Annotated in this window: 15 protein-coding genes; 3 read left to right on the forward strand and 12 right to left on the reverse strand. The window is 30.7% G+C overall.

Annotation, left to right across the window (positions count from 1 at the left end; all coding sequences use genetic code 11):
• From AC1XJX_RS09980 to AC1XJX_RS10005, 6 genes are all read right to left on the reverse strand, one after another.
• The coding region (locus AC1XJX_RS09980; RefSeq protein WP_482003839.1) for a DUF6090 family protein at window positions 1-199 on the reverse strand (199 nt) is incomplete at its 3' end.
• A 174-nt stretch (window positions 200-373) separates the two neighbouring features.
• Window positions 374-1,075 carry a DUF6090 family protein gene (locus tag AC1XJX_RS09985; RefSeq protein ID WP_482003840.1) on the reverse strand — a complete coding sequence of 234 codons (702 nt, stop codon included), beginning with the start codon at window positions 1,073-1,075 and terminating at the stop codon, window positions 374-376.
• Between the two features lie 50 nt (window positions 1,076-1,125).
• Window positions 1,126-1,830: a DUF6090 family protein gene (locus AC1XJX_RS09990; RefSeq protein WP_482003841.1), complete on the reverse strand. Its 705-nt coding sequence runs from the start codon at window positions 1,828-1,830 to the stop codon at window positions 1,126-1,128.
• Window positions 1,831-1,990: 160 nt separating this feature from the next.
• A complete protein-coding gene (locus tag AC1XJX_RS09995) occupies window positions 1,991-2,704 on the reverse strand; it encodes a DUF6090 family protein (RefSeq protein WP_482003842.1) in 714 nt (237 codons plus the stop codon).
• A complete protein-coding gene (locus tag AC1XJX_RS10000) occupies window positions 2,701-3,468 on the reverse strand; it encodes a DUF6090 family protein (RefSeq protein WP_482003843.1) in 768 nt (255 codons plus the stop codon). The genes AC1XJX_RS09995 and AC1XJX_RS10000 overlap by 4 nt, the downstream gene beginning before the upstream one ends.
• A 527-nt stretch (window positions 3,469-3,995) precedes the next feature.
• A complete protein-coding gene (locus AC1XJX_RS10005; protein ID WP_482003844.1) occupies window positions 3,996-4,913 on the reverse strand; it encodes a sterol desaturase family protein in 918 nt (305 codons plus the stop codon).
• 227 nt (window positions 4,914-5,140) lie between these two features.
• Between AC1XJX_RS10005 and AC1XJX_RS10010 the strand changes: the two genes are divergently transcribed.
• Window positions 5,141-6,091: a T9SS type A sorting domain-containing protein gene (locus AC1XJX_RS10010; RefSeq protein WP_482003845.1), complete on the forward strand. Its 951-nt coding sequence runs from the start codon at window positions 5,141-5,143 to the stop codon at window positions 6,089-6,091.
• 61 nt (window positions 6,092-6,152) lie between these two features.
• Here AC1XJX_RS10010 and lysA read toward each other — a convergent pair whose 3' ends face one another.
• Window positions 6,153-7,385: a diaminopimelate decarboxylase gene (gene lysA / locus AC1XJX_RS10015; protein ID WP_482003846.1), complete on the reverse strand. Its 1,233-nt coding sequence runs from the start codon at window positions 7,383-7,385 to the stop codon at window positions 6,153-6,155.
• A 197-nt stretch (window positions 7,386-7,582) separates the two neighbouring features.
• On the opposite strand from lysA, the gene sucC reads away from it, so the two are divergent.
• The gene (gene sucC / locus AC1XJX_RS10020) at window positions 7,583-8,773 is read left to right on the forward strand and encodes an ADP-forming succinate--CoA ligase subunit beta (protein ID WP_482003847.1); all 1,191 of its coding nucleotides are present in this window, start codon (window positions 7,583-7,585) and stop codon (window positions 8,771-8,773) included.
• Between the two features lie 36 nt (window positions 8,774-8,809).
• Here the strand turns inward: sucC and AC1XJX_RS10025 are convergent, their stop codons facing one another.
• A complete protein-coding gene (locus AC1XJX_RS10025; protein WP_482003848.1) occupies window positions 8,810-9,127 on the reverse strand; it encodes a DUF1456 family protein in 318 nt (105 codons plus the stop codon).
• A 369-nt stretch (window positions 9,128-9,496) separates the two neighbouring features.
• On the opposite strand from AC1XJX_RS10025, the gene AC1XJX_RS10030 reads away from it, so the two are divergent.
• Window positions 9,497-9,913, forward strand: coding sequence for a TerB family tellurite resistance protein (locus AC1XJX_RS10030; protein ID WP_482003849.1), 417 nt, complete (start codon window positions 9,497-9,499; stop codon window positions 9,911-9,913).
• Between the two features lie 96 nt (window positions 9,914-10,009).
• On the opposite strand, the gene uvrB is transcribed toward AC1XJX_RS10030, so the two are convergent.
• From uvrB to AC1XJX_RS10050, 4 genes are all read right to left on the reverse strand, one after another.
• A complete protein-coding gene (gene uvrB / locus AC1XJX_RS10035) occupies window positions 10,010-12,013 on the reverse strand; it encodes an excinuclease ABC subunit UvrB (protein WP_482003850.1) in 2,004 nt (667 codons plus the stop codon).
• 27 nt (window positions 12,014-12,040) lie between these two features.
• Window positions 12,041-18,124: a T9SS type B sorting domain-containing protein gene (locus AC1XJX_RS10040; RefSeq protein WP_482003851.1), complete on the reverse strand. Its 6,084-nt coding sequence runs from the start codon at window positions 18,122-18,124 to the stop codon at window positions 12,041-12,043.
• Between the two features lie 195 nt (window positions 18,125-18,319).
• On the reverse strand, window positions 18,320-23,206 hold the full coding sequence (locus AC1XJX_RS10045; RefSeq protein WP_482003852.1) for a T9SS type B sorting domain-containing protein: 4,887 nt from the start codon (window positions 23,204-23,206) through the stop codon (window positions 18,320-18,322).
• 143 nt (window positions 23,207-23,349) lie between these two features.
• The gene (locus AC1XJX_RS10050) at window positions 23,350-25,803 is read right to left on the reverse strand and encodes a T9SS type B sorting domain-containing protein (protein WP_482003853.1); all 2,454 of its coding nucleotides are present in this window, start codon (window positions 25,801-25,803) and stop codon (window positions 23,350-23,352) included.
• Window position 25,804: the final 1 nt, after the last annotated feature.

The following is a 25,804-nucleotide window of genomic DNA, read 5'->3' on the forward strand; positions in this document are numbered from 1 at the left end:
CCATTAAAATATAGGATGTCAATTCTTTTTTATTATTTTTTGTTTCTGTTAAAAGTCTTTTAGAGACTGCTAAAGCATTTGTTTTGGCAATTCTATGATCATTCCAATTATTGATTTGTAAGGCAATTAAAATTCCAATAACTACCAAAACTATTTCGCCAATGGCATATTTAACGTACTTTGAGGTTTTGTTTTCCATAAGATATGATTTTCTAATATGTTTAAAGAACTTTATCATAATTTGAATTGTAATAATAATTGTCCGCAAGCGGCTATCTCAACCAAAGGTCTACTAGACCTTTGATTTTGCAAAAGCAAAATTATGTTTCGATAATGACGAATTTTTCGAAAGAATTTAATCATGATATTTTATTTAATCAACTTTTGATAGTTTGATGATATTATTTAAACTACTTGTTAGTTTTTGAAGTTCACCTAATTCTCCTAAAATTGCTTGTAAATTAGCCTGGCGAAGTCTATAAACATATTCAAACTCCAGAGATTCTAAAACGTTAAGATGATTCCTTTTATCTTTAAAATTGCCCTCAAAATCAAAATGTTTTGCTAAAAAAGGATCAATAATTTCATCAATGGTTTTTGATGCGTGTATTTCGTCTTCTTGAAAATCGCTCACCAAATCAGGCCAAGAAATAAGCAAGGTTCTTAAAGAGTCGTTTTGAATAAGGTCAAAAGTTGAGGTGTTAATAATGGCATTAATTGATCCTTGAGATGGGTTATAAGTAAACTGAGTTAGCGTTGAAAAAGCATATTTTGAAACCGAATCTAAATTTATTTTTTTAACATCTATAGGAAGCATTGAAACTAATTTACTTGTGTATTTTAATGATCTTTTATGATAATGCAAAGCTGAGTCTAATTGAATTCTGTTTTGGATAAATTCATTGTGAATAGCTTTTAAAATGGCTTTTTCTTTAGCTAAATTTTTGCGGTTTTCATTCCAATTATTAATTTGCAATGCAAGTAAAATTCCGATAACGACTAAAACAATTTCACCAATTGCATATTTTAAATACCTGCCTGCGGCAAAGGCAGGCTTAGTTGTTTTGTTTTCCATGAGAAGTCTTTTTCGGATTTTTTGAAAGAATTTAATCATTGTTAATTTTATTACAATTTTGTTTTTTCAATAATTAATTCCATTGTTGTAGATACTTTCTCAATTTCTGTTTGCGCTTTTTTATTTTCTCTATCACTTGCAACAAATAATATTTCATTCAAAATTCGTTTTTTTCGGGCAATAAGATTTAAGTATTTTTCAAGCTGTTTTTGTTCAAAATTGAGCACTTCATCAAAACGTTCATCCTCTGTATACAATTTAAAATTATCTAAAGTGAAGGGAATAAAAAGATCTATTGTGAATTTTCGCATTTCTATTTCTTCTTCTAAATAATCGTTAATTAAATCTTGCCATCGAATTAAAAGTTCTCTCAATTCAAAATCTTGAATAAGGTTGATAGACCCAGAACTAATTAATGATTTTATACTACTTTGTGAAGGATCAAAAGTATAAGAAACTCTAGCCCAAAGAGAGTGATAACGCAATGAATCTAAATTAACCGTTTTAAAAGGTTGATTTTTTAACATCCATTCACAACTTTTAAGCGATTTTAAATGAAAATTTTTAATCATTTCAAATTGCACCTTATTTTCTAAAAACTCTGTATGAATTTGGTTTAAAAAAACGGCTTCCTTAGCTTTATCTTTACGTTGTTCATTCCAATTATTAATCTGTAGTGCTATCAAAATACCAATAACAACTAAAACTATTTCTCCAATGGCATATTTAAAATACTTTGAGGTTTTATTTTCCATAAGATATGATTTTCTAATATGTTTAAAGAACTTTATCATAATTTGAATTGTAATAATAATTGTCCGCAAGCGGCTATCTCAACCAAAGGTCTACTAGACCTTTGATTTTGCAAAAGCAAAATTATGTTTCGATAATGACGAATTTTTCGAAAGAATTTTATCATTTATTCATAGCTTTAATTAAGTTTCTAATTTGAGTAATTTTAAATAGAGCAGCTTCAATAGAGCGAACATTTCCTTTTCTATTATCATTGAATAACTTAATTAGTGTAATAGAGGAAGGTTTGGTAAAGAATGTTTGATGATTAATTGGTTCACATGATACCCGCCATTGAAAATCTTTGAAATCTGTTTTTATTACAGGAACCCAATCAACATTAAAGGAGCTTTCAACATCATTTAGTGCTTGATAAACATCATTTACATTCTCATCATAATAAGAAATCAATTCTTGTTGAATAGTTTTATTTGATATAACTTCTATGCCTTTTGCTTTTAAAACTTCAAAAGCACTCGATTTTGCTCTAAATCTTTCAAAACAGATAATGTTACCAAGCCAAATTTTTAAACTGTCGTTGTAATTTTCAGTAGCAACTTGCTCAAGAAGTAAACCTGTTGTTAAAATTGCCTCTTTTGCTTTTTGTAATTCTATGGATAAAGTTACAGAATCGCTTTGCAAATTTTGGTCTATCAAAAACAGGATTTCTGCTTCATATTTTTTACTTTTTTGTTGATCATTCCAATTATTAATTTGAAGCGCAATTAAAATCCCAATTACTACAAGTACAATTTCACCAGAAGCATAAATTAGGTATATAGAAACTCTGTTTTCTTGCATAAGTTTTTGACGGATTTTTCTAAAGAATTTTGTCATGGTTTGATATTGTTTTCAATTAACTTAAGAGTTTCTTTTAAAAACGTCATAATAAGCTCCTCATTTGTTGTGACGAAAGATTGATTCATGTAATAATCAAACAACATATTGTCTACTTGAAGACTGTTTAAAAATTCGTCGTAATTAGATTTTGGTACTTTAATTGGAGGAATGAGAATGTCCCTTTTATAATCTTCTCTATCCATTGTAGCATCTCCATTTCGTAGCGGTAAAAATTTATGAAGTATAGGTGGTACATTGTTTATCCAATATGAGCGTCTAATAACAGCATCGTCTTCGTAATCATCGAGTTCTCCTGTCCATTGGTTTAAGGCATATCGTAATTTAGAATCTTTAATTAATTCTAGATTACCAGAAGAAATAATATCATTCATGACTCCTAGTCTAGCATCAAAAGTTGCAAAATTGAAAACCTTCCCAATTAAACTATCTATAGTTTTGGTTTCAAAACTTTTAGTTTCATCAAAATTTAATAGCGTTATAATAGCATTTAAGCAATTTAAGTTGACGTTGTGGTCAAAATTTAGCTCCTTAATATTTTGTTTAAATTCTTCTCTAAGACTAAAGAGTATTTGTTGTTCTTTTTCTTCCTCTTTTTGTTTTTCATTCCAAGTATTAATTTGTAGTGCAATTAAAATACCAATAACCACTAATACAATTTCACCAATGGCGTATTTAAAATACTTTCCTGTTTGGTTTTTTATTACTAAGTTTTGACGGATTTTTCGAAAAAATTTAATCATTTTGCTCATTGTTTGATTTTGTTTTTTAACTATTCATTTATGGCATCTGTAATACCTTTAGTGGGGATTTTTTTTGGATATCTCCAGTTGTATAGGCATTGTAGAGATTTTTAACTATTTTTTTATTATTTGGATTTAAATATTGAGCTAGATCAAGTTCTTCCACAAAGATTAAATTATACATAAAGTCTTGTTTTAGAGTAATTTTTCTATTTTTAATTTTATTAGTGTAGTGAATTTGTTTTTTCAGTTTAATATTCAATAATCATTATAAAATGATTTAATAAAAATTAAGAAAAGGAGGATTTGCAATGCACCAAAAGATTTTGGTAATTGTTTAAAGGTATGATAATACGTAATTTTCATAGTGTCTTTTTATTATAATAGCACTAATAAAAAAGACTTAGGGAATACAAGTTAATATTACTAAAAATATTGAATACTGTCAAATATTTTATTGAATATTTACATATTTAGCTTTGTTACAGATAATTTATTAACAAATGTTAATTTTATTTAAATTTATTTCAATGTTTATTTAGCTTTTGTAGTTGCTTAATTGTTAAAGTGCTTCCATCATGACTCCAACCTGGTGCGCCAAAAACATACATAAATTTATGGTACCAGTTTTTAGATTTTTTCATGTCTATCCAAATATCTTTGTATTCATGTGTTAGTATAATTAATGGATTATATGAGTTGGGAGCTTTGGTAACACCATATTTTATGTTTATGTTTTCGTCTAACTCTTTCCAAGTTCCAAAAATTTTATCAAAAATGTTTAAAAAGCCACCATGGTTTTTATCCATATACTCAATGTTTTGGGCATGATGCACTTGGTGCATAGTATGTGTATTAAATATTTTTTCAATAATACCCATTTTGGGTACATATACAGAATGCAACTGAAATTGCCATAAAGCTTCAATTCCTAAGCAAACCACTAGCATTTCTGGTGGGAATCCTAATGCAGGAATCCACATGTAAAAAAAAGGTTTGTAAAAAATGGTGAACCAACCGTTTCTTACTGCTGTTCCTAAATTAAAATTTTCTGAAGAATGATGTACAATGTGTGCTGCCCAAAGAATTCGAACATTATGGTTTTGCCTATGAAACCAATAATAACTAAAATCATCTAAAATTTGGCAGATTATCCAAATATACCAAGCGAATCCAAAAGATTTCCAACCCATAATATTGGTTCTAACACCATCAATAATAGGGTTAAAAAACTCATAAACAAAATTAAAAAGGACAATAGCAGCTATCGTTTTAGTTAAAGGAGCTAAAATGGTAGACCCTATTCCCATAGTAAGACTAGCAGCCAAGTCTTTCCATTTATATAAATCATTATTTGTTTTTTTGTGTTTACTATATGTAAGTTCCAGTAAGATTAAACCAAGAAAACAAGGAACACCATAAATTAGAGGGTTTGTAAAATTCATTAAATAAAAAAGTTGATTTTCAAAAGTATAATGATTTTAATTAAAATTACTATGATATCATTTTTTTATTGGTAGAAATTAAAATTATTTAAGTTTATTAATTTTGATTAAAAAAAACAGGAAATTATTTGTTTGTTAATTTTTCTTTATGATGCTGTATATCAACGATATTTGGCGATTGTTTTTTTGTAATTTTGAAACTTAAATATATTTCTAAAAATTCTCAAATGAAAACAAAACTACTCTCGTTATTATTTTTCTCAACTTTTTTAAGTTTTTCACAAACTGATATTGAACAATTGCAAAGTGCAACAGGATCTCAATATACCCTTTTAAACGGTACTGTAGATCAATCGACTACTGGTGCTAATGTGTCATGGGATTTTACCAGTTTGTCAAACACAACAATTTTATTAACAGATACTTATGCTGTTTCAGGATTAAATGCTACTATCCAAACTAACGATGGTGCTACTTTAGTAAGTAGTATTGGACTTGTTAATACTGGTGGTGAAATAGCTGTAACGTCTGCTTTGTCATCAGGAATTCAATTAAATTATTCCAATACAGCAGTAATAGGAACTTTTCCATTAAGTTATGGTTATTCCAATACAGATTCTGTAGATGGCACCTTTAGTGGTACAGTTTCTGGAACAGTTTTGAATACAAGTTCTATTACTGTTGAAGTAGATGGATGGGGCAATTTAAAAGTTGGTACTTTTGATGGTGAAGTAACTAGGTTAAAAATTGTGCAAAATCTAAATTTATTAGTTGGCGGTTTTGTTACTGGAACGGCTACTCAAACTTCTTATTTTTATTATGACGCTAATAATGATGATTTGATTTTTAGATTTACTAGATTACAAGTACCTCTTGCTAGTATAGATGAAACAACACAGGAAAGTTTATCAACCTATACACTAAAAACTAATAATTTTGTTACAAATAATATTGATTTAAAATTATTAAGTAACCCTGTTAAAGATCTTCTTAGTTTTGTTGTTAGTGATTTTATTGAAATAGAATCTACAACTATCTCTGACATTTCTGGAAGAATTGTTTTAAAAGTAGATGATAATATTTCTTCACTAAATGTTAGCCAATTACCATCCGGATTATTTATGGTTTCAGTTTCTACAAATAGAGGTCTTGTAACCAAAAAATTCATAAAGAAATAGATAATAACTTTATATAAATAAAAAAGGGTTTCAATTTTGAAACCCTTTTTTATTTAATTTATTATGCTGTTACCTTTTCCTTTTTTTTACAAAAATCCACTTCAATTTGATTATTTATTATGTCTTCAAAAGTTTCTCTTTTTCTAATTAAATGGGCTTTGTTGTTATACCATAACACTTCTGCAGGACGAAAACGTGAGTTATAGTTACTAGCCATAGAGAAACAATAAGCACCTGCATTTTTAAAACATAAAACATCACCTTCGTTAATTTCATTAATACGTCTGTTGTTTCCAAAAGTATCTGTTTCGCATATGTAACCTACTACGGTATAAAAACGCTCACGACCATTTGGATTTGATATATTAGTAATTTCATGATGCGAACCATAAAACATAGGACGAATTAAATGATTGAATCCAGAATCTACTTGAGCAAAAACCGTAGATGTTGTTTGTTTTATAGCATTTACTTTGGTTAAAAAGTAACCAGATTCACTTACTAAAAATTTCCCAGGTTCAAAAGCTAACGTTAAGTCTTTACCATATTCTTTACAGAAAGCATTGAATTTGGCAGATAGTTTTTCACCTAACTCTTCAATATTAGTTTCAATATCACCTAATTTATAAGGTACTTTAAAACCTGATCCAAAATCAATAAAATCTAAATTTTTAAATTGCTTAGCGGTTTCAAATAAAATTTCACTAGCATATAAAAATACTTCAATATCTAAAATATCACTACCTGTATGCATGTGTATGCCATTTATTGTCATTTTAGTATTTTCTACAATACGAAGTATATGGGGTATTTGATGAATGGATATTCCAAATTTAGAATCAATATGACCAACAGATATGTTGGCATTTCCGCCAGCCATAACATGGGGATTTATACGGATGCAAACAGGTACCTTAGGATGTTTAGTACCAAATTGCTCTAATATTGAAAGGTTATCAATATTAATCTTAACACCTAATTTAGCTGCTTCTTCAATTTCATTTAATGAAACACCATTAGGTGTAAAAATGATTTGATCAGCTTTAAAACCTGCTGCTAAACCTAATTGAACTTCTTGAATAGAAACTGTGTCAATACCAGAGCCAAAAGAATTAAATAGCTTTAAGATAGATATATTAGATAAGGCTTTAACAGCATAGTTGATTTTTAAATTCTTAACAGTTTTAAATGCGTTTGTGAGTCTTTTATATTGAGATTCAATTTTTTCTGCATCATAAACATAAATAGGACTTCCAAATTCTTCAGCAGTTTTAAGCAATTGATTAGCTACCATAATTTTTATTTTTTTTCAAAGATATTTTTTTAAAATGAATTAAAAATTAAATCAATTAAAATTTATTAAAATTAAACATAATGTTAAATAAATAACAATTTATATTTAATAGCTTTATTTATGAGTTTTAGTAATTAATTATTAGTGTAAGTTAACATGATTATTTACTTTTGTCTTGTTAATATATTAAGCAAATTATGAATTTACACGAATATCAAGGTAAACAAATATTAAGTAGTTTTGGAGTTCGTATCCAACGTGGTATAGTAGCCCAAAATGCTCAAGAAGCGGTTGCAGCTGCAAAACAATTAACAAGTGAGACTGGTACTAGTTGGCATGTTATTAAAGCACAAGTTCATGCTGGTGGCCGAGGAAAAGGTGGTGGTGTAAAACTTGCTAAAAACCTTCAAGAAGTTGAAGAAATAGCTGGTAAAATAATCGGTATGGATTTAGTAACACCTCAAACTTCTGCCCAAGGTAAGCGTGTACACCAAGTTTTAGTTGCTGAAGATGTTTATTATCCTGGTGAAAGTGAAACAGAAGAGTTTTACATGTCTGTTTTGTTAAATAGAGGTTCTGGTAGAAATATGATTATGTATTCTACAGAAGGAGGTATGGATATTGAAACCGTTGCTGAGGAAACTCCCCATTTAATTTTTACTGAAGAAATAGATCCTACTGTGGGTATTATGCCATTTCAAGCAAGACGCATAGCTTTTAATTTAGGGTTATCTGGAAATGCATTTAAAGAAATGACAAAGTTTGTTATCAATCTTTATACAGCTTATGTAAAGTCTGATTCTTCTTTATTTGAAATTAATCCGGTTTTAAAAACTAGTGATAATAAAATAATGGCTGTTGATGCTAAAGTTACTATCGATGAAAATGCATTATACAGACACAAAGATTATACAGATTTAAGAGATTTACGTGAAGAAAATCCAATTGAAGTAGAAGCTAAAGAAGTTGGTTTAAACTATGTTGATTTAGATGGTAATGTTGGTTGTATGGTAAATGGTGCTGGTTTAGCAATGGCTACTATGGACTTAATTAAACAAGCAGGAGGAGAGCCAGCAAACTTTTTAGATGTTGGTGGTACTGCTGATGCGGCAAGAGTTGAAGCAGCTTTCAAAATTATATTAAAAGATCCCGCTGTAAAAGCTATCTTAATTAATATTTTTGGAGGTATTGTTCGTTGCGATCGTGTAGCTCAAGGTGTTATAGATGCTTATAAAAACATGGGTACTATTAATGTCCCAATTATTGTTCGTTTACAAGGTACCAATGCTGATATTGCTAAGGAGTTAATTGATAATTCAGGCTTAGCTGTTTTAAGCGCTACAGAGTTTCAAGAAGCTGCTGATAAAGTACAGCAAGTATTAGCATAAATATTTAGTTATATATAATTAAAAAGAGCAACTAATTTAGTTGCTCTTTTTATTTTTATTGAAAACCTTATACTTATCAATTTTCTTTGGTTCAGATTTTATTGAATCATGTTCTTTTGGTTTATCTTCTTTTTTAAGCATCGGCCCACGAAGATGTATTACCAAGCCATTTAAAAAGTTACGTAAAATCTGGTCGCCACAGTCCATATATTTAGGGTGGTCTTCTTTTCTAAAAAAAGCTCCTAATTCACTTTTAGAAATTCTAAAATCTACAAGCTCTAAAATTTTTACAATATCGTCGTCCCTAAGCTTTAATGCGACCCTTAATTTTTTTAAAATATCATTGTTTGTCATATCTGTAATTTAGCTATTAATCCATTATGCATTTTATCGATACTCATCAAAGCAAACCTCTTTTCTCGCTTTTTTTTAGTTTTGTAAATATACTTTAAAAAATGCTTTTTCATATATATCATTTTTTTAAAGAATTTTAATTTTAAGTATTTGTAAATCAGTTTTTTAAATTAAATTTTAATGTTGACTATTTAAATAGTTAAGAAGACAAAGTGCTATTTTTTTGGATGTAAAAAAAGTGCTTATTGATGAAATTAATAAAAATGCCGACCAACTACTATCTACTTTTCGATAAGTTACATTTATCCACGATTATAAAAGTAGATGTTCTGTGTAACTTTACATTATTATAAATTAATCCCCTAAGAAATGGTTAATAGAGTTGAAAAATTAAGTCTTTTATCAGAAATGATAGCGTTTGCAAAATATGATAAAGACATAAGAAACATAGAATATAATTTTTTACTTGGAGTTGCTAAACAATTAGACATCTCAAGAGAAGATTTTGAATATTTATTGGAAAATCCAGTTTCTTATACACATTTAAAATCACACAGTGAGCGAATTGTTCAATTTCATAGATTAGTATTATTAATGAATATTGAACAAGAATATGGACAGGAAAGTAATAACTCTGTAGGTGCTATAAAATTATATAATTTTGGTTTAAGAATGGGTTTAAGCCATGAGTCTATAACTAAAGTATTATATTTAATGGAAAGTTTTCCTAACAAAATAGTACCACCAGATGTATTAATAGACATCTTCAAAACACAATATAACTAATCCCATAAATGTCTCTCAGCATTACTAAAATGCAAATTTTTAAGTGTTGATTTAAATTTAAGTTTAAGTTCTGCGGATTATAAGAAAAGCTAAAGGTTATACCTTTAGCTTTTCTAGTTTATTTTGGTAGCTTTTAATTTCGTCTCTCAATTTAGCAGCCACAATAAAGTCTAAAGATTTAGCAGCTTCTTCCATAAGTTTTCTTTTATCTTTTATTTTCTTTTCTAATTCCCCTATACTTAAGTATTCGCTTTCGGGCTCAGCAGCTTTTGCAGCCTCTAATTCATAACTATAAGTACTTACTGAGTTTTTGGATAAAGCGTTATCTAAACTTTTATTTAAAGCTTTAGGTTTTAAGTTAAATTTAATGTTATGAGCAATCTGTTTTTCACGTCTATAATTTGTTTCATCAATCGTTTTTTGCATGCTATTTGTTATTTTATCAGCATACATAATAGCTTTTCCATTTAAGTTTCGTGCTGCTCTACCTACTGTTTGAGTTAAAGAGCGTGCTGAACGTAAGAAACCTTCTTTATCAGCATCTAAAATGGCAACTAGAGATACTTCTGGTAAATCTAATCCTTCCCTGAGTAAATTTACACCAACTAATACATCAAATAAACCTTTGCGTAAATCTTGCATGATTTCCACACGTTCTAAAGTATCGACATCACTATGTATATATCGGCATCGTATTTGAATTCTATCTAAGTATTTAGTCAACTCTTCTGCCATTCTTTTGGTAAGTGTGGTAACTAAAGTACGCTCATCTTTTTCAACTCGAAGTTGTATTTCCTCAATTAAATCATCAATTTGATTTAAACTAGGTCTCACTTCAATAACAGGATCTAGCAAGCCAGTAGGACGAATTACCTGTTCTACATAAATACCATCTGTTTTTTGCAATTCATAATCTGCAGGTGTGGCGCTTACATATATAACTTGATTTTGTAAAGATTCAAATTCTTCAAATTTTAAAGGACGATTATCCATAGCAGCTGGTAAACGAAAACCATATTCTACGAGATTTTCTTTCCTACTTCTATCGCCACCATACATAGCGTGTACTTGAGAAATGGTTACATGACTTTCATCTATAACCATTAAATAATCATCTGGAAAGTAATCTAATAAACAGAAAGGGCGTGTGCCAGGTGCCCTTCCATCAAGATATCTCGAATAGTTTTCAATACCAGAACAATACCCTAATTCTCGAATCATTTCTAAATCAAATTCGGTACGTTCTTTTAAACGTTTTGCTTCTAGGTGTTTACCAATTTCTTTAAAGTAATCATGTTGCTTTACTAAATCATCTTGAATGTCTTTTATGGCATTTTGTAATATATCCGGCGATGTAACAAACATGTTAGCAGGATAAATATTAACACGGTCGTATTTTTCAATAACCTGATTCGTTTGAATATTGAAAGCTTCTATATCTTCTATTTCATCTCCAAAAAAATGAATACGAAAAGCATCATCTGCATAACTTGGAAAAATATCTACCGTATCACCTTTTATTCTGAAATTCCCATGATTAAATTCACCTTCTGTACGTGCATATAAACTTTGAACTAATTGATGCAAAAGTTTTGTTCTTGAAATAACTTGGTCACGTTCTAAAGTGATAACGTTTTTTTGAAATTCTACCGGATTTCCAATACCATATAAACAAGAAACCGAAGCTACTACTAAAACATCTCTTCTACCAGAAAGTAGAGAAGATGTTGTGCTTAATCTCATTTTTTCTATTTCCTCATTAATCGATAAATCCTTTTCAATGTAAACTCCAGTAACAGGAATATAGGCTTCTGGTTGATAATAATCATAATACGAAACAAAATATTCTATGGCGTTTTCAGGAAAAAACTGTTTAAACTCAGAATAAAGTTGGGCTGCTAAAGTTTTGTTATGTGCTAAAACTAGCGTTGGTTTTTGTACTTCTTTAATAACATTTGCAACTGTAAATGTTTTACCAGAGCCCGTTACACCAAGCAACGTTTGGTATTTTTCGCTGGTATTTAAGCCATTTACAAGTTGTTTTATGGCTTGTGGTTGATCGCCTGTAGGGTTAAATTCTGATTCTATTTTAAACTTCATTTTGCAAAATTAAGCAAAATAACACGGTTATCGTTTTAAAGTGAAATGTCCTTTGAATTCTCTGCCATCTTGAAGTAAAACTTTGAACCAGTAATCATCCGATTGCATCAAATTACCTTTAAAAGTACCATCCCAACCACTGGAAAGCGGGTTAATCTGTTTTAAAAGTTTACCATACCGATCAAAAATATAAATGTCACTTTGTGGTTGAAATTGAGCATTAATACCGAGTATTTGCCACGAATCGTTAAAACCGTCACCATTAGGTGTAAAGAAATTAGGGAAATCTATAACTGAAATATCAATAGAAGTTGTACCGCATCCATTTTTATCTCTAACAAAAAGTGTATGAACACCTCCTTTAACACGGTCGAAAAATGGTTCATCTTTATAAGAAGCAAATTCATCATCTAAAGCAAATTCATAATCACCTAAACCAAGATTAGCTTCATTTATAGTAATTGTATTATTGTCTGATATGTCAACAATAGTAATATCATCTTGTGTTATGGTTGCTAATTCTGATGCATTAACAAAAACATCTCTGGTTCTAGAACAACCAGTTCCATCTGTTTTAGTTAATGTTATAAAATAGGTACCGGGAGTAGATACTGTTAAAGTTGAATTATTAGAAAGCGAAGTTCCTGTTTCATTAGTCCAATCATAGGTGTAGATTTCAGATGGATTATCTTCAAGAGGATCTAAAACTACTGTGAAATTTGGATCAGAAGAACATACTATTTGAGGCGTTTCAATTGAAAATTCAGGTAAAGTATTCACAATAAAATCAATAGTTGTTGAAGCGGTGCATACTAAATTTGATGGATTAACAACGTCAACCGTTATAGTTTGTGTATCAGAAATTAAAGTATTTGGCAATGACGTTGCATTACTAATTAAATTGCCATTTTCATCAAAATAGGTGTAAAACATATCCATATCAGTTTGAGTGCCTAATACAGTACTTTCAATGTTTGTAGTATTGAAAGGGTATAAGCCATCATCATCATCAATATCACCAGAATCTCCATCACAAACAACAAAAGGACTGACAGAATTTGCAACGGGACTGACATCAACAATAAATTCTAAACTAGTTTCATCAAAGCAAGGGCCATCAGGAGCCGAACTTGTATTATTAGTAACTCTAATCGTTATCGTTTGACTTGCTGTTATAAACGGATTAGGCAGCGGACTAGGTAGCGGATTTCCTAATTCATCAAAATATTCAACAATAACATCTGCTGGGTTTTGAGCACCTAATAAATCATTTTCAACTTGAGAAGTGTTAAAAGGGAATTCACCATCATTATCATCATCACATTGTCTAATAATTGTAACAGGGTTTGCCAACGGTAGAGGTTCCACATTTAATAATATATGAGCTCCTAAACCTAAACAATCGTTAGCAATATTACTGTCAACTCTCACATAGATAAGTTGAGAACCTGGGTAACCAATATTTCTGTAATTCGAAATTTCGGTTATTTCATTTATTTCAGCTAGGGCATCAGCTTCATTTCTAAAGTATCTGGGAGGTAATGGATTTTGTCCTACAGGAATAAAACTTAAAATAGTTGCGTCAACACTACTAAAATCAAATGTAGCAACACCATCTCTATCATCGTTATTTGTGTTATCAACACCATTAATATCAAGAAAATCATCACATTGATTAAAGGTGACTAAAAAGTTTGAAGGAATTACTGTAGTGGAAACATTAAGTTGAATTTCTGAAACTCTAATACAACCAAATGAATTTTCGATTCTTGCCCAAATAATATCAGAGCTAATTGTTCTATTTTCAAAAGTTGTTGGGTTATTAATAAAATTAGGACTGGTAATATCTCCAGATATTGCCGCAGCTTGAGTTAAGAAAAAAGTAAACGTTTCGTTTATTGCATTTGCTGAAATTTCACTGTTAGCCTCAGTTAGATTAAAAGGACTGAAACCAAGTGTTGATGGATCGTCATCATCACACTGAACTAAAACAACTGGGGAATTAATAATTGGAAGGGGATGTACTATTAAATCAAATGTATTGAATGTGTTTACGCAATTAGTTACATTATTTTCGACTCTTACATAAATAGTTTGGTTATTTGGGTTAGCCGTATTTGTATGCGGACTCGCTAAAGGATTATTTCGTAGTTCAGCGTCGTTTAATGACAAATGATAGGTAACAGAATAATCAGTTGCTGCTTGTGTACCCAAAATAGTTGTGGTTTGACTTTCTAAATCCCAAGTTTGAATAATACCGTTGGTATCATTACCATCATCTGTGTTATCACAAGCCTCTAAATCTGGTACTGTATTAGCAAACGGTAATGTGTTTACAATCAAATCAAAAGTTAAATATGGATTTACACAACCTGTTATTATATTTGTAATTCTTACATAAATGGTTTGTAAATTAGGACTTAGTGTATTGGAGTACGGACTTGTTAGTGAACCAGAACCCGTAATGGCATCGGTTACTGATAAATGATAAGTAACTGTGAGATTTGTAGCAGGTAGAGTGCCTAAAATAGTTGCGGTTTGGCTTTCTAAATTAAAAGTTTGAACAATACCATTTCTATTATCGCCATCAGAGTCATCATCACAAAGTTCTAAATTAGCAACTGGATTTGCAACTGGCAGGGGGTTAACAATTACATTGAAACTTAAGTTTGTATTAATGCATCCTGTTGAATTATTTTCAACTCGAACATAAATGGTTTCAGAGTTTGGACTTGCATTATTTTCATGAGGACTTGTAAGTGCTTGATTGCCAGATGTAGCATCAGCCAGAGATAAGTGGTAAGTTACAGTAAAATCAGTATTAGGTTGTGTTCCTAAAATCGTGGCAGTTTGACTTTCTAAATCAAAAGTTTGAACAATACCGTTAAAATCATCTCCATCATCTAAATTATCGCAAAGTTCTAAATCTAAAACAGGGTTAGCAACAGGTAAAGGATTTACTATTAAATTGACTTCATCAGAATATAAACCACAGCTGTTTCCGTTTCTTTCTAACCTAACTCTATATTGATAGTTATTTAATGATAAAGGTGTACTAATAATAGTTAAATCAGTTGTCTGTGAGCCTGAATACGTGGCATCATCTGTTAGCGGATTCCATGTGATACCGTCTGCACTTAATTCCCATTGTATAGAATCAAAAGGTGTTGAAAGTGTAACTGATAATGTTGTATTCAATAAATGACATACCTCAATATCGATAGGTTGCGTTGTGATAATAATTGGTGCTGAATCTAAATAATCACTATTTGGTAATGTGTAACCATCACTTGCATTTGTAACTAAACCTTGTCCTGTGGTAGAATCTGGCATTAAATCTACAACAACTGCACCATCCCCTAAATAATCATCATTGTTTGCGTCAGAGAATCCTGCTTCAATAACATCACTACATCCGTCACCATCGCTATCAGCATCTATGTAGCTAAAAATAGTGTCATTATCCAAATCATTTATAGTGTATCCAATAAGATTACTATCTGGTGTTGTTTCCGCAGCATCTGCCCAACCATTGGTTCCAAATGAACCACCATCTTCAATTCCATTTAAATCGGTGTCAGATAAAATTCCTAGTAGCCCTGATTCAATTAAATCTGTAATACCGTCATTATCACTATCTAAATCATAAAAATCTGATACGGTATCTCCATCTGTATCTATTGGAAGGGTATTGATATCGTAAACATCATCCAATCCGTTTAAGTCTGCATCAATACCAGAAAGCGGTTGAAGGATTCCTATATTTTCAACAAAGTCAGGAATTCCATCGTTATCACTATCTAAATCTAATGCATCTTCAATGCCGTCAAAATCATTATCATTTGCAACGCATGTTGTAGTTAGTTTGAAAGTGGCTTGATTACTACTTGTATCCGATGTGTTTTTATGGATATAAGTTATGGCATTTACTGAATTGGCAGAAAAACTAAATGTACCAGCTCCCAGCGCTAAGGACGTTCCGTTGAGTTTAAATCGTATCTCAAAAGCTGAAATTTGAGTTACTCCAGTTTCGTAAATACCATCAAAATTAGTGTCAACTAATAATTGGTTATCAGGATTTAAAAGCGTGATTGTTCTTGTATTCGGGACACGAATTATAAATTCTTCGTCATCAGTAAGTAAACCATTACCTAGGCCTGTAGAGGTTGCATATTCAAACAATAAATTTAGATTATTATTGAAAACTAAATCATAAGTTACACTTTCTTCCGCAGCGTTATTTCGGCTTGGGGTTTCGCTCATAAAAGTACCATCAGCTAAACCAACAAAAGGCGTGGTTGCAGCAGTTCCAAAAGTATTGATAGTTCCTGTATAGGTATACCCTCCAACAAGAATACTTCCAGAAGTAGGATTTGAAAGATTAATATCTTGATTTCCGTTAGATTCTGTGCAATTTAAAATACCATCATTATCATTATCAATATCCGTATTATCTGGAATACCATCGTTATCAGTATCATCTGGACAAATACTTACTGGTACTTCAAGAGATTCTAATGTGGTGTTTGTACAATTTAATGTGCCTATTAATTTATATGTACCAGATAGGGCGGGTGTAAATTGTAAAGACGTATTACCTGTTGTAATGAAACCTGCACCATTTCCATCATCAAAAAACCATTCAAAACTATCAAAACTACCAGCATTAGCTACTTCTAAAGTAACGTTGGGAATACAAACACCCAGAGTAGTAAAGATGGCATCAAAATTTATTTCGGGAGGACTTGGAAATCCTGAATAAAAACTACCTGATGTTGCTGCACCATTAAAATTGAAATAAGCACAGTATAACTCATCAGAACTTTGAACCGAAATATTCCCAGTTAAACCTGTTACTTTATAAGTAACATAATCGGGTTTTCCAGTAACATTATTTGGTCCAATAGATGAAAAATTACTAATTGGAGTATTATTAATAGTTACCGTAGCTCCAACTTTGGTTACTATCGATATACCGCCTGTATAAGTTGTACCTCCAATAGATTCAATGTTGGCAATATTATCTAAGTTCCCTCTTGTTTCGCAACTTAAAGGTGGCACAAAAAACATGCCTTGGTTGGCTTCACTTGTTGTAGCACCAACCCCTTGATAAGCAAATACGGGTTGCGATGTTTGTACGTACATATTGCCACTAGCTGTATATTCATTACCTTCTATGAGATAATAATCACCTGCATTAATAGTAGCAACAGGGGTATTACCATTTATACTTATTGTTGTATTATTTGTATGTGCAACAATTAAAACATTTTCCCATCCATTTTCACCATCACCTTTAACAAAAATGTATTCTGTTCCTACTTTGGATAAATCAACAATTTGATCTATTCCGTAATCTCTAGCCCCACCATTATGAAAACTACCGTTAGCAGAACCACAGTTAACCACTATAGGTTTATCTGAACTAACTAAACACCCTATTAAGCCATCTCTATTAATTATGGCATTGTTACTATTAGTAGCTAGGGTATAGCTTTCGCCTTTGTTTAGTGTTGTGGTGACTGGTGTTATTCCTGTATAGTTTTCTATAACTAATCCCGCAGGTAAATCATTAAAAGATACTTGTGTATTGTCTTCAGTAGCCATAACTGAAACAAAATTTAAGTAGTTATCTTGCGGGTTTTCGTTGGTAAAGCTACCTACTCGAAATGTTGTTCCTAATGCTGCTAAGCCTTTACTAACTAGGGCTCCTGCTTGAGCTCCTGCATTTGCTCTTACAGAAACGTAAATGACATCTTGAGATTCTATTATAAAACCTTTATTATTTTTAACAGTACTAGTTTCGTTTGCATTAACAAACAACTGGGTGTCTCTGCCATTTCCAATATTATAAATAAATGGCGTAGCATTTGAAACTGTTCCAGTAATTTCAGCAGCAACTCCTTGACCAACAGGTTTTATTGTAAAGCTAAATGACGCTGCTTTAGGAGTAGAAATATAGATATAATGATCTTGTGGATTTGATGAGCCTGAGCCAGATTCCGTTAATGGTGGAATATAATGGGTTCTACTTAACTGAGAGAATCCTTGAAGACTTGAAAAAAGTGTAAATAAAAAGAAAAGTCCTTTAAATAATCTGGATAAATTCATTTATTTAATAAAAATTTGTATTAATTATTAGTATTAAAAATAGAAACAAATACTAAAATATAGTATTTAACTATACTTAGACTAAAAGAATGTTACAAGGTTTAGCCTTTTTAGATGAAAAGAACAAAAAGGCCACTAATAAGTATAAAAAGGTAGCTCTTTGACCGTTTTTATAAAGAATTAATTTTTGTAAACTTACCGTTTTAAAGCAAAATGGCCTCTAAAATCAAACGTGGTTCCATTTTGCACAACTTTTGCTAAAAACCAATAATCATCAGCAGGCATATTTTGGCCGTTAAAAGTGCCATCCCAACCAATTGAAGTGTGGGGTAAAGTTTTTATTAGTTTTCCGTATCGATTATAAATATAAACCACAGTTCCAGGTATTTCACTAATACCTACAATATGCCAGGTGTCAAAAAAGCTATCGTTATTTGGAGTAAAAAACTTTGGAACGTCAATAACAACAACTTCAGTTATAACATCTCTACAGCCATTTAAATCTCTTATAGTTACTAAATGAAGACCAAAAGTAACATTCTCAAAAACGTTTGAAGTTTGCGGTTCACCATCATCTAAAATAAAAACATAATCTCCAATACCACTTACATCAACAGTGATACTATTCGGATCAGCAAAATCAACAGTAGTAGTGAAATTTAAATTAGCATCTTCAGAATCAATAACTGTAAAGTTTTTAGTAAAAGAACAATCGTTTGAATTTATATTTGGTGTTGTAGCAGTAACAAAATATTCTCCAATTTGGCTGATATCATTTAACTCAATTTGAGATGAAGTCTCTCCTGTAGACCATAGGTAAGTGTCATTAGGGTTTCCTGTGTATGCATCAATTATTAGTGGTAATCTATTTATACAAAGTGGTACAAAATCTTCAATAGGAATTACAGGTAATGGCGTTACAAAAGTGTTAAATTGAGAAATGCCGTAACAACCAGTAGTATTGTTTTCTAATCTTGCAAAAATGATTTCACCATCAAAAGCAGAATGAGTGCTTGATAATGCGTCCAATGCATTTTCAGCATTATCGATATTGTTATAATAAGTTACTGTAAAGTTTAATGGATTTAATGAACCCATTACTGAAGCATCTTGAGAAGCTAAATTAAATTCTAAAAATCCATCAAAATCATCATCACAGTCAATTAAATCTAATGGTATATTTGCTATGGGATTTGGGTTTATTTGTAAATTAAATGAAGTTGTAACTAGACATCCTGTATCTATAAATGAAACTCTAGCAAAAATAATATGACTGTTTAAAGTATAATTAAAAATGTTGTTTAATGGTGATACATTATCATCAGCATCACTTTGTGTTTCATGATATGATATATTTACTGTTGAAGTATTATTTACTAGTATCGAATTAATTGTGGATAAATCAAAAGTATCTGTATCATTATCACATATTTCAATAATTCCTGTAGCATTTGTTGGCGGAGGTAAATCAACTATAAGATCTAAAGGAATTATGGTAAAACAACTGGTTAATATATTAGCTACTTTTATGTAAACCGTTTGAGAATTAGAATTAAAACTAGTTGGATTTAATATTTCGTTAGTATTATCTAAACCATCATTTACATTTATATCTGTGAGATTTTCAAAATAATTTACAATGAGATTACTTTGAACTCTATCTAAAATTTCGAAATCTGCCGTTGTCAAATCAAAAGCGGTAATACCATCATAATCTGCGTCACAATTTACCAATGGGCTAGCATTAGTTACATCTGGAGTAGCAATAATATTTATACCCAATTCTTCAACAACATGGCATAACGAATCTTCACTTTCTATTCTTACAAATAAACTTTGGGGATTTGAAACGTTAGTATAGCTTAATGGTAGTGGGTTTAAATTATTATCTGCATCATTTGGATTTAAGTGAAAAGATATATTAAGTATATCTGGCGAGCCTTGAGATACTTCAGTTATTTTTTCGCTTAAATCAAAGATGTTTATACCGTCATTACTATCATCGTCACAGATTAGATAATCTATTATTGGATTATATACAGGATCTGGTGAAACTTGTAATATGAAAGAATCGGTTCCAAAACAAGAAGGGTCTGTTATATTTTGAACACGAACATAGATAGTTTGTGGGCTAGTTGTATTTTGATAGATATTAAACTTATCAATTGGAATTGTAAAGGCAGCATCTTCAAAATAAAACACTTCTTTACCAGTTTGCCCGTTTAATATTTCCGCATCTTTGTCAACTAATAAAAAGTCTGCTATAGCATCTCCATCATTTTCACAAATTTGAAAATTACTGATATCTGGAAATACAGGGAGTGTATTTACAAAAGCTTCAAATGATTCTAAAGCGAAACACCCGGTACCACTAGCAATATCTTCAACTCTAACAAATATGGTTTGTGTATTTGTGTTGTATACATTTCTCTCAGAATCAGGAATTGCATTTGTATTTGTATTAGCATCATCCAAAGATGTGAAAAAATCAATTTGTAAACCTGTAGTACTCGAAACTACTTCAGGAATTTTATTGTTTAAATTTATGATGGAAAATCCATCTTGATCATTATCACAGATAATAACATCACTTGGCTCATTTGTTGAGGGCGCTGTTAATATTTCGATTTGAAAAGAATTTACCGTTGCACAACCAGAATTTATACTTTCTACTCGAGCATAAAGCGTTTCAATAGGGTTTGTATTGGTATAAAATGGAGGTAATTGATTACTTGTGTTATTATTTTCAGCATCTGTTTGATTTAGAAAATAAGTAACTATAAAGTTAATATTTCCACCTGTAACTGTATCGTCTATAGAAGCCAAATCAATACTAGTTATACCATCATCATCATCATCACAATAAGGTATTGGTGCTAAAGGACTAAATAATAATATGGGATTTACTAATAATGTTATTTCAGTATTTTCAATACAATTTCCACCTTCAATTCGAATGTATAAAACTTGTGGACTAACTGCTAAGTATAGAAGAGTCTTGTCTATTGGGTTTACATTATTATCTCTATCCTCAGCTGTTTCAAAAAATGTCACGTTAATAGGGAATGGCAAGTCATTTGCAATGTAGTTTTCTACAGTAAACAGGTTAAATTCTAATGTATCACTACTATCATCATTATTATCACACAGTGCAAAATCTCCAGTATCAGTCCCAGTTAATAATAAATTTGTGTGTATTTCAAAAGGTACTACTGTGGAACAGCCTGTTACATCATCTACAACCCTTAAATAAAGAGTACTAGAACCTGGTTCTATAACGGCATTTGTATATTGGTAATTTGTTTCATCAGCAATTGGATTATCTCCTGTTTGTGCATCATTAAAACTGATATGAAAAGTTGTAGTTACTCCCATTAATCCATTTAGGATACTTGCAATTACCTCAGTTAAATCAAAAGAAGCATTACCATCCAAATCAGTATCACAAGCATCTAAATATTGTGTATCCCTATTTACTATGGGGCTAACTGTAACATTTACATTTAAAGTTGTAGTATTTACACAACCAGTTAAGGTATTAATCACCCTTACATAAACTAAATCTATTGGTGTATTTGTATTTATATAAGGTGTTGGTATGGGGTTATTACCTGTTGTAGAATCTAAAATATTATAATGATAAGTAACTAATAAATTATTGTTTCCTCCTGTAATTTCATTATTTTTTTGAGATAAATCTATAACAGCAAATCCATCTGGATTATCATCGCCATCACAAAAGTCTAAATCACTTGGTGGGGTAATATTGGGAACTTGGTTTACAATTAAGTTAAATGTTGTGTACGAAAAACAATTGCTATCTAAGTCATCTATTCTAACAAAAATAGTTTGTGGATTCGTTGTATTGGCTGTTGGGTTTGTTATCGCATTTAAATTATTTCTAGCATCAGTATCAGATAAATGATAAGTAAAAGCATAATTAGTAAATGGAATATTATTTATTAATTCTGAATCTTTTGTATTGAGATTAAAAATTTCTATACCATCGGCACTAGGATCATCACATAATAAATAATCAGAAATTGGGTTTATAGGTTCCTCAGTGTTTAAAACAATTACTATTCCATCTTCTTCAATACAATTTGTGCCATTTACGGGTACTGAAACTTCAACGGTATAAGTTCCATCTTGAGTGGCAATATATGTAGCATTTGTAGCAACAGTTATTAAATTACCATTTAAATACCAAGCATATGAGGCTAATGGATTCTGTAAATCGGCATCTAAAACTACTGATGCGGCACAGGTTTGTATATCTTCACCTAAATCTAAAATTCTAAAACTATCTCCTTCTATAAACACAGCAGAGTCAAAAGTGCCATCTGTTTGATCTGCAATAATTAATTTAATATGATAAATTACATTTGGTAAAATACTGCCTGAAGCTGTTAATACGGTAGTTCTTCCATTGTAGTTGGTGTCTCCAATATTATAACCATCAAAATACTGATCGTTTTGGGCGGGACATACACCAAAAATCTCATCGTGTATGGTATTGGTGTTAACAGGGGTTGTTGTGCCTGGTACTAAGGCTATGTTTTGATAAGGATTTGTTGTTCCAGCTTCTCTTATTAAAAACACGAAACCATCTGAAAACTGACAGGGATTTATTCCAAAATATTCTTCTGAAGCTAATAAATAATTAAATTGAAATTGATTTGAAATTGAAACAAAATCGAATTCTATAGAAGTGGCATTGACTGTATTAGTTATTCCTAACGCGGTTTCTAGATCTGTATCTGTACCCCAAGCAGAAGAACCTTCACTCAGAGTTGGTGTTCTTAAACTATTACCACCAGATGCTGCTGCTCCGGTTGATAGCATGATACCTCTTTCAAATGGGAAATTAGAACTCCCTCTTTCAAAATAAGCATAACTTGGTAGTCCACTTGAATTTCCGTTAACTGATGAGCTGATGTTTGAAATATCTACACAGCCATTTACTAAATTATCTTGAATAAGAGATTGTAAACCAACAGTATCATCAACAGTAATTTGTTGTGAATAAACAAAATTACTACAGCAAAAAAGTATTACTATGATATAGTAAGTAATTCTCATAGATTGTAGGTTTTTCTTTTTGGGTTTTGTTTGGGTAAAAAACAAACTTATTTAAATAAGTTTGTTTTCGACTGAAAAGTAATTTTTTTTTAGTTCAAACCCAAAAAAAAGAGCAGTAAAAGTGCTTAAATTAGCTATGATGCTTAATTTTTAAGGGTGAAATGGTTTTTAAAGACCCTTCCGTCTTGAAGTTCTACAGAAAACCAATAATCATCATTAGGTAGGTTACTACCATTTAAAGTCCCATCCCAACCAATACCTGAAGGAGTCAACTCTTTAATCAATTTACCAAATCTGTTAAAAATAAGAATTTTTGTATTTGGTTGAAACTGTTCTGAAACACCAAATACTTGCCAAGTATCGTTAAAACCATCATTATTAGGTGTGAAAAATTTAGGAAAACCAATTACTGAAACTCCAGCATCTACAATTCCACAATCATTTTTTGAATCTCTAACAAGAACCGTGTAGATACCGGGAGAAACATTTTCAAATACGTTGCCTTCTTGATATGAAATTACAATTTGGTTATCACTATTTACCAAACTATACTCATAAACACCTTCTCCAGAAGTAATAACTGTAACCGTATTATTTTCAGTCATATCAACAACATTAATAGTTTGAAATGTAGCTATGTTTGAAGGTTCAATAGTAATTGTTCTTTGTTTAGAACAGCCATTAGCGTTTGTAACTGTTACATTAAAAGTTCCAATTTGATTTATTTGAATGTTAAATGTGTTTTCTCCAGTAGACCACTCGTAAGTATAATTATTAGGCGAATCATTTAAAACGCCAGCATCTATTGTAATAGTTTCAGGGAAAGTATTTAAACAATAATATTCTAAATCTTCGGTAATTATATTAGGTAATTCATTAACAGTAAGTAATAAATCACTAATTCCATAACAATTATTAGCGTTTTCAACACGTGCATAAATTGTTTGTAAATATGGAATGGTATTAGTAAAAGACATTCCTAAATTATTTTGTTCTAATAGGGCATCTTCATAAGTCTCATAATATGCAATATCGAGTCCTATTGTAGGAAGTCCATTCAGAATAATACTATCAGCTTCACTTAAATCAAATTCATAAAAACCGTCTTCAATTCCATCATCATCACAAACTGCCGGTAAAATGGCGTCATTAGCGTCAGTTAAACTCACATCTAAAATTAATTCAGAATAATTGGAACACCCGGTGATTATATTAAAAACTTCAACATAAATAGTTTGAGGGTTTATAGTGTTATAAAAAGAACTACCATTTATCTCATTTGTTCTAGCTATATCCGTGTAAAATTTAGTGGATTTATCCAAAATGCCACCTGTTAGATTATCATTAGCTTCATTAAGGTTAAATAAAGTAAATCCATCAACATTACCATCTTCGTCACATTGCAAAATGTTATGGTTAAATGCTTCAGGTACTGGGTTTACAATTAAATTTAAATTAGTAATGCTTTTACAATCTGTATTGAAAACATCTTCAATTCTTACAAAAATTTGTTCGTTAAAAGGGTTATTATTATAATATAAGTTTGGTAATGCAGCGTTTTTAATTTCAGCATCTGCTTCACTCATATAATATGATATATTGAAATCTGTAGGGTTTTGTCCATCTAAAATTTCATTGTTTTTTGATGTTAGATCAAAAATTACAAGTCCATTATTATCACTGCCATCATCTAAGTTATCACAAAGAATAAAATCTGTTGGAACACCAAAATCTGGACCAAGATTTACACTCAAATTAAAGTCGGTTAATTCAAAACAACCAGTTATGTTATTAGTGATTCTAGTGTAAATTGTTTGTGGGTTTGTTGAATTAGTAAATGGAGACAATAACTCATTTATTCCAATATTAGCATCACTTATCGATACGTGATAGGTTACTGAAATGTCAGTTTGATTTCCTAAAATTAGTGGTGTGTTATCTTCTAAATTAAAGCTTGTAAAACCATCGTTAAAAGGTAAATTAACATCACAGTTTTCTATGTTTATTGTAGTTCCTGTATTAGAGGATTCGTTGTTTGGCGGGTCTGAAAATTGTGCTGTACCAGTCCATTCTAAACTAAAAGGACTATTACCTATTGGTCTGTCAATAACAATAAAATAAGTTTCTCCAGCTAGAACATCTAGCCACCTTACAAAACTATTTCCATTAGCTCCAGGGCCTTCTGTGGTATCAGTTGAGGTAGCATTCATACCAGTTAAATTATTACCTTGATTTGCCGCTTGGGGGTTTGTTGTAGAACATCGAATTGATTGGCCTAAATTTCCACAAGTAGCATTTGGACCAAATACAAAAAAGTCATAATCCTCAGAAATTGCTGTACTATTTGGAGTTAGGGTAAAACCTAATGTACCATCACTTATTAAAGTTACTTTTAGCCAAATACTATTATTTTCTTGACTTGAACAATTTTGTCCAAAACCAAGCTCTTGATTTCCTATACCATTTACATCTAGGTTTATATTAGAATTTCCGCAAACTACAACTGCATCAATACAATCAGTTGGTTGTTGAGAAAAGCCATGATTAAAACCTAAAATTATACTGAATAATAAAATATACTTTTTTAATTGAATCAAA

Source organism: Flaviramulus sp., assembly GCF_982512915.1.

Excerpts from the sequence above, each read along its gene's own strand:
- AC1XJX_RS09985 (WP_482003840.1), bottom strand. The coding sequence starts at position 1,075 with ATGGAAAACAAAACAACTAAGCCTGCCTTTGCCGCAGGCAGGTATTTA.
- AC1XJX_RS09990 (WP_482003841.1), bottom strand. The coding sequence starts at position 1,830 with ATGGAAAATAAAACCTCAAAGTATTTTAAATATGCCATTGGAGAAATA.
- AC1XJX_RS09995 (WP_482003842.1), bottom strand. The coding sequence starts at position 2,704 with ATGACAAAATTCTTTAGAAAAATCCGTCAAAAACTTATGCAAGAAAAC.
- AC1XJX_RS10000 (WP_482003843.1), bottom strand. The coding sequence starts at position 3,468 with ATGATTAAATTTTTTCGAAAAATCCGTCAAAACTTAGTAATAAAAAAC.
- AC1XJX_RS10005 (WP_482003844.1), bottom strand. The coding sequence starts at position 4,913 with ATGAATTTTACAAACCCTCTAATTTATGGTGTTCCTTGTTTTCTTGGT.
- AC1XJX_RS10010 (WP_482003845.1), top strand. The coding sequence starts at position 5,141 with ATGAAAACAAAACTACTCTCGTTATTATTTTTCTCAACTTTTTTAAGT.
- lysA (WP_482003846.1), bottom strand. The coding sequence starts at position 7,385 with ATGGTAGCTAATCAATTGCTTAAAACTGCTGAAGAATTTGGAAGTCCT.
- sucC (WP_482003847.1), top strand. The coding sequence starts at position 7,583 with ATGAATTTACACGAATATCAAGGTAAACAAATATTAAGTAGTTTTGGA.
- AC1XJX_RS10025 (WP_482003848.1), bottom strand. The coding sequence starts at position 9,127 with ATGACAAACAATGATATTTTAAAAAAATTAAGGGTCGCATTAAAGCTT.
- AC1XJX_RS10030 (WP_482003849.1), top strand. The coding sequence starts at position 9,497 with ATGGTTAATAGAGTTGAAAAATTAAGTCTTTTATCAGAAATGATAGCG.
- uvrB (WP_482003850.1), bottom strand. The coding sequence starts at position 12,013 with ATGAAGTTTAAAATAGAATCAGAATTTAACCCTACAGGCGATCAACCA.
- AC1XJX_RS10040 (WP_482003851.1), bottom strand. The coding sequence starts at position 18,124 with ATGAATTTATCCAGATTATTTAAAGGACTTTTCTTTTTATTTACACTT.
- AC1XJX_RS10045 (WP_482003852.1), bottom strand. The coding sequence starts at position 23,206 with ATGAGAATTACTTACTATATCATAGTAATACTTTTTTGCTGTAGTAAT.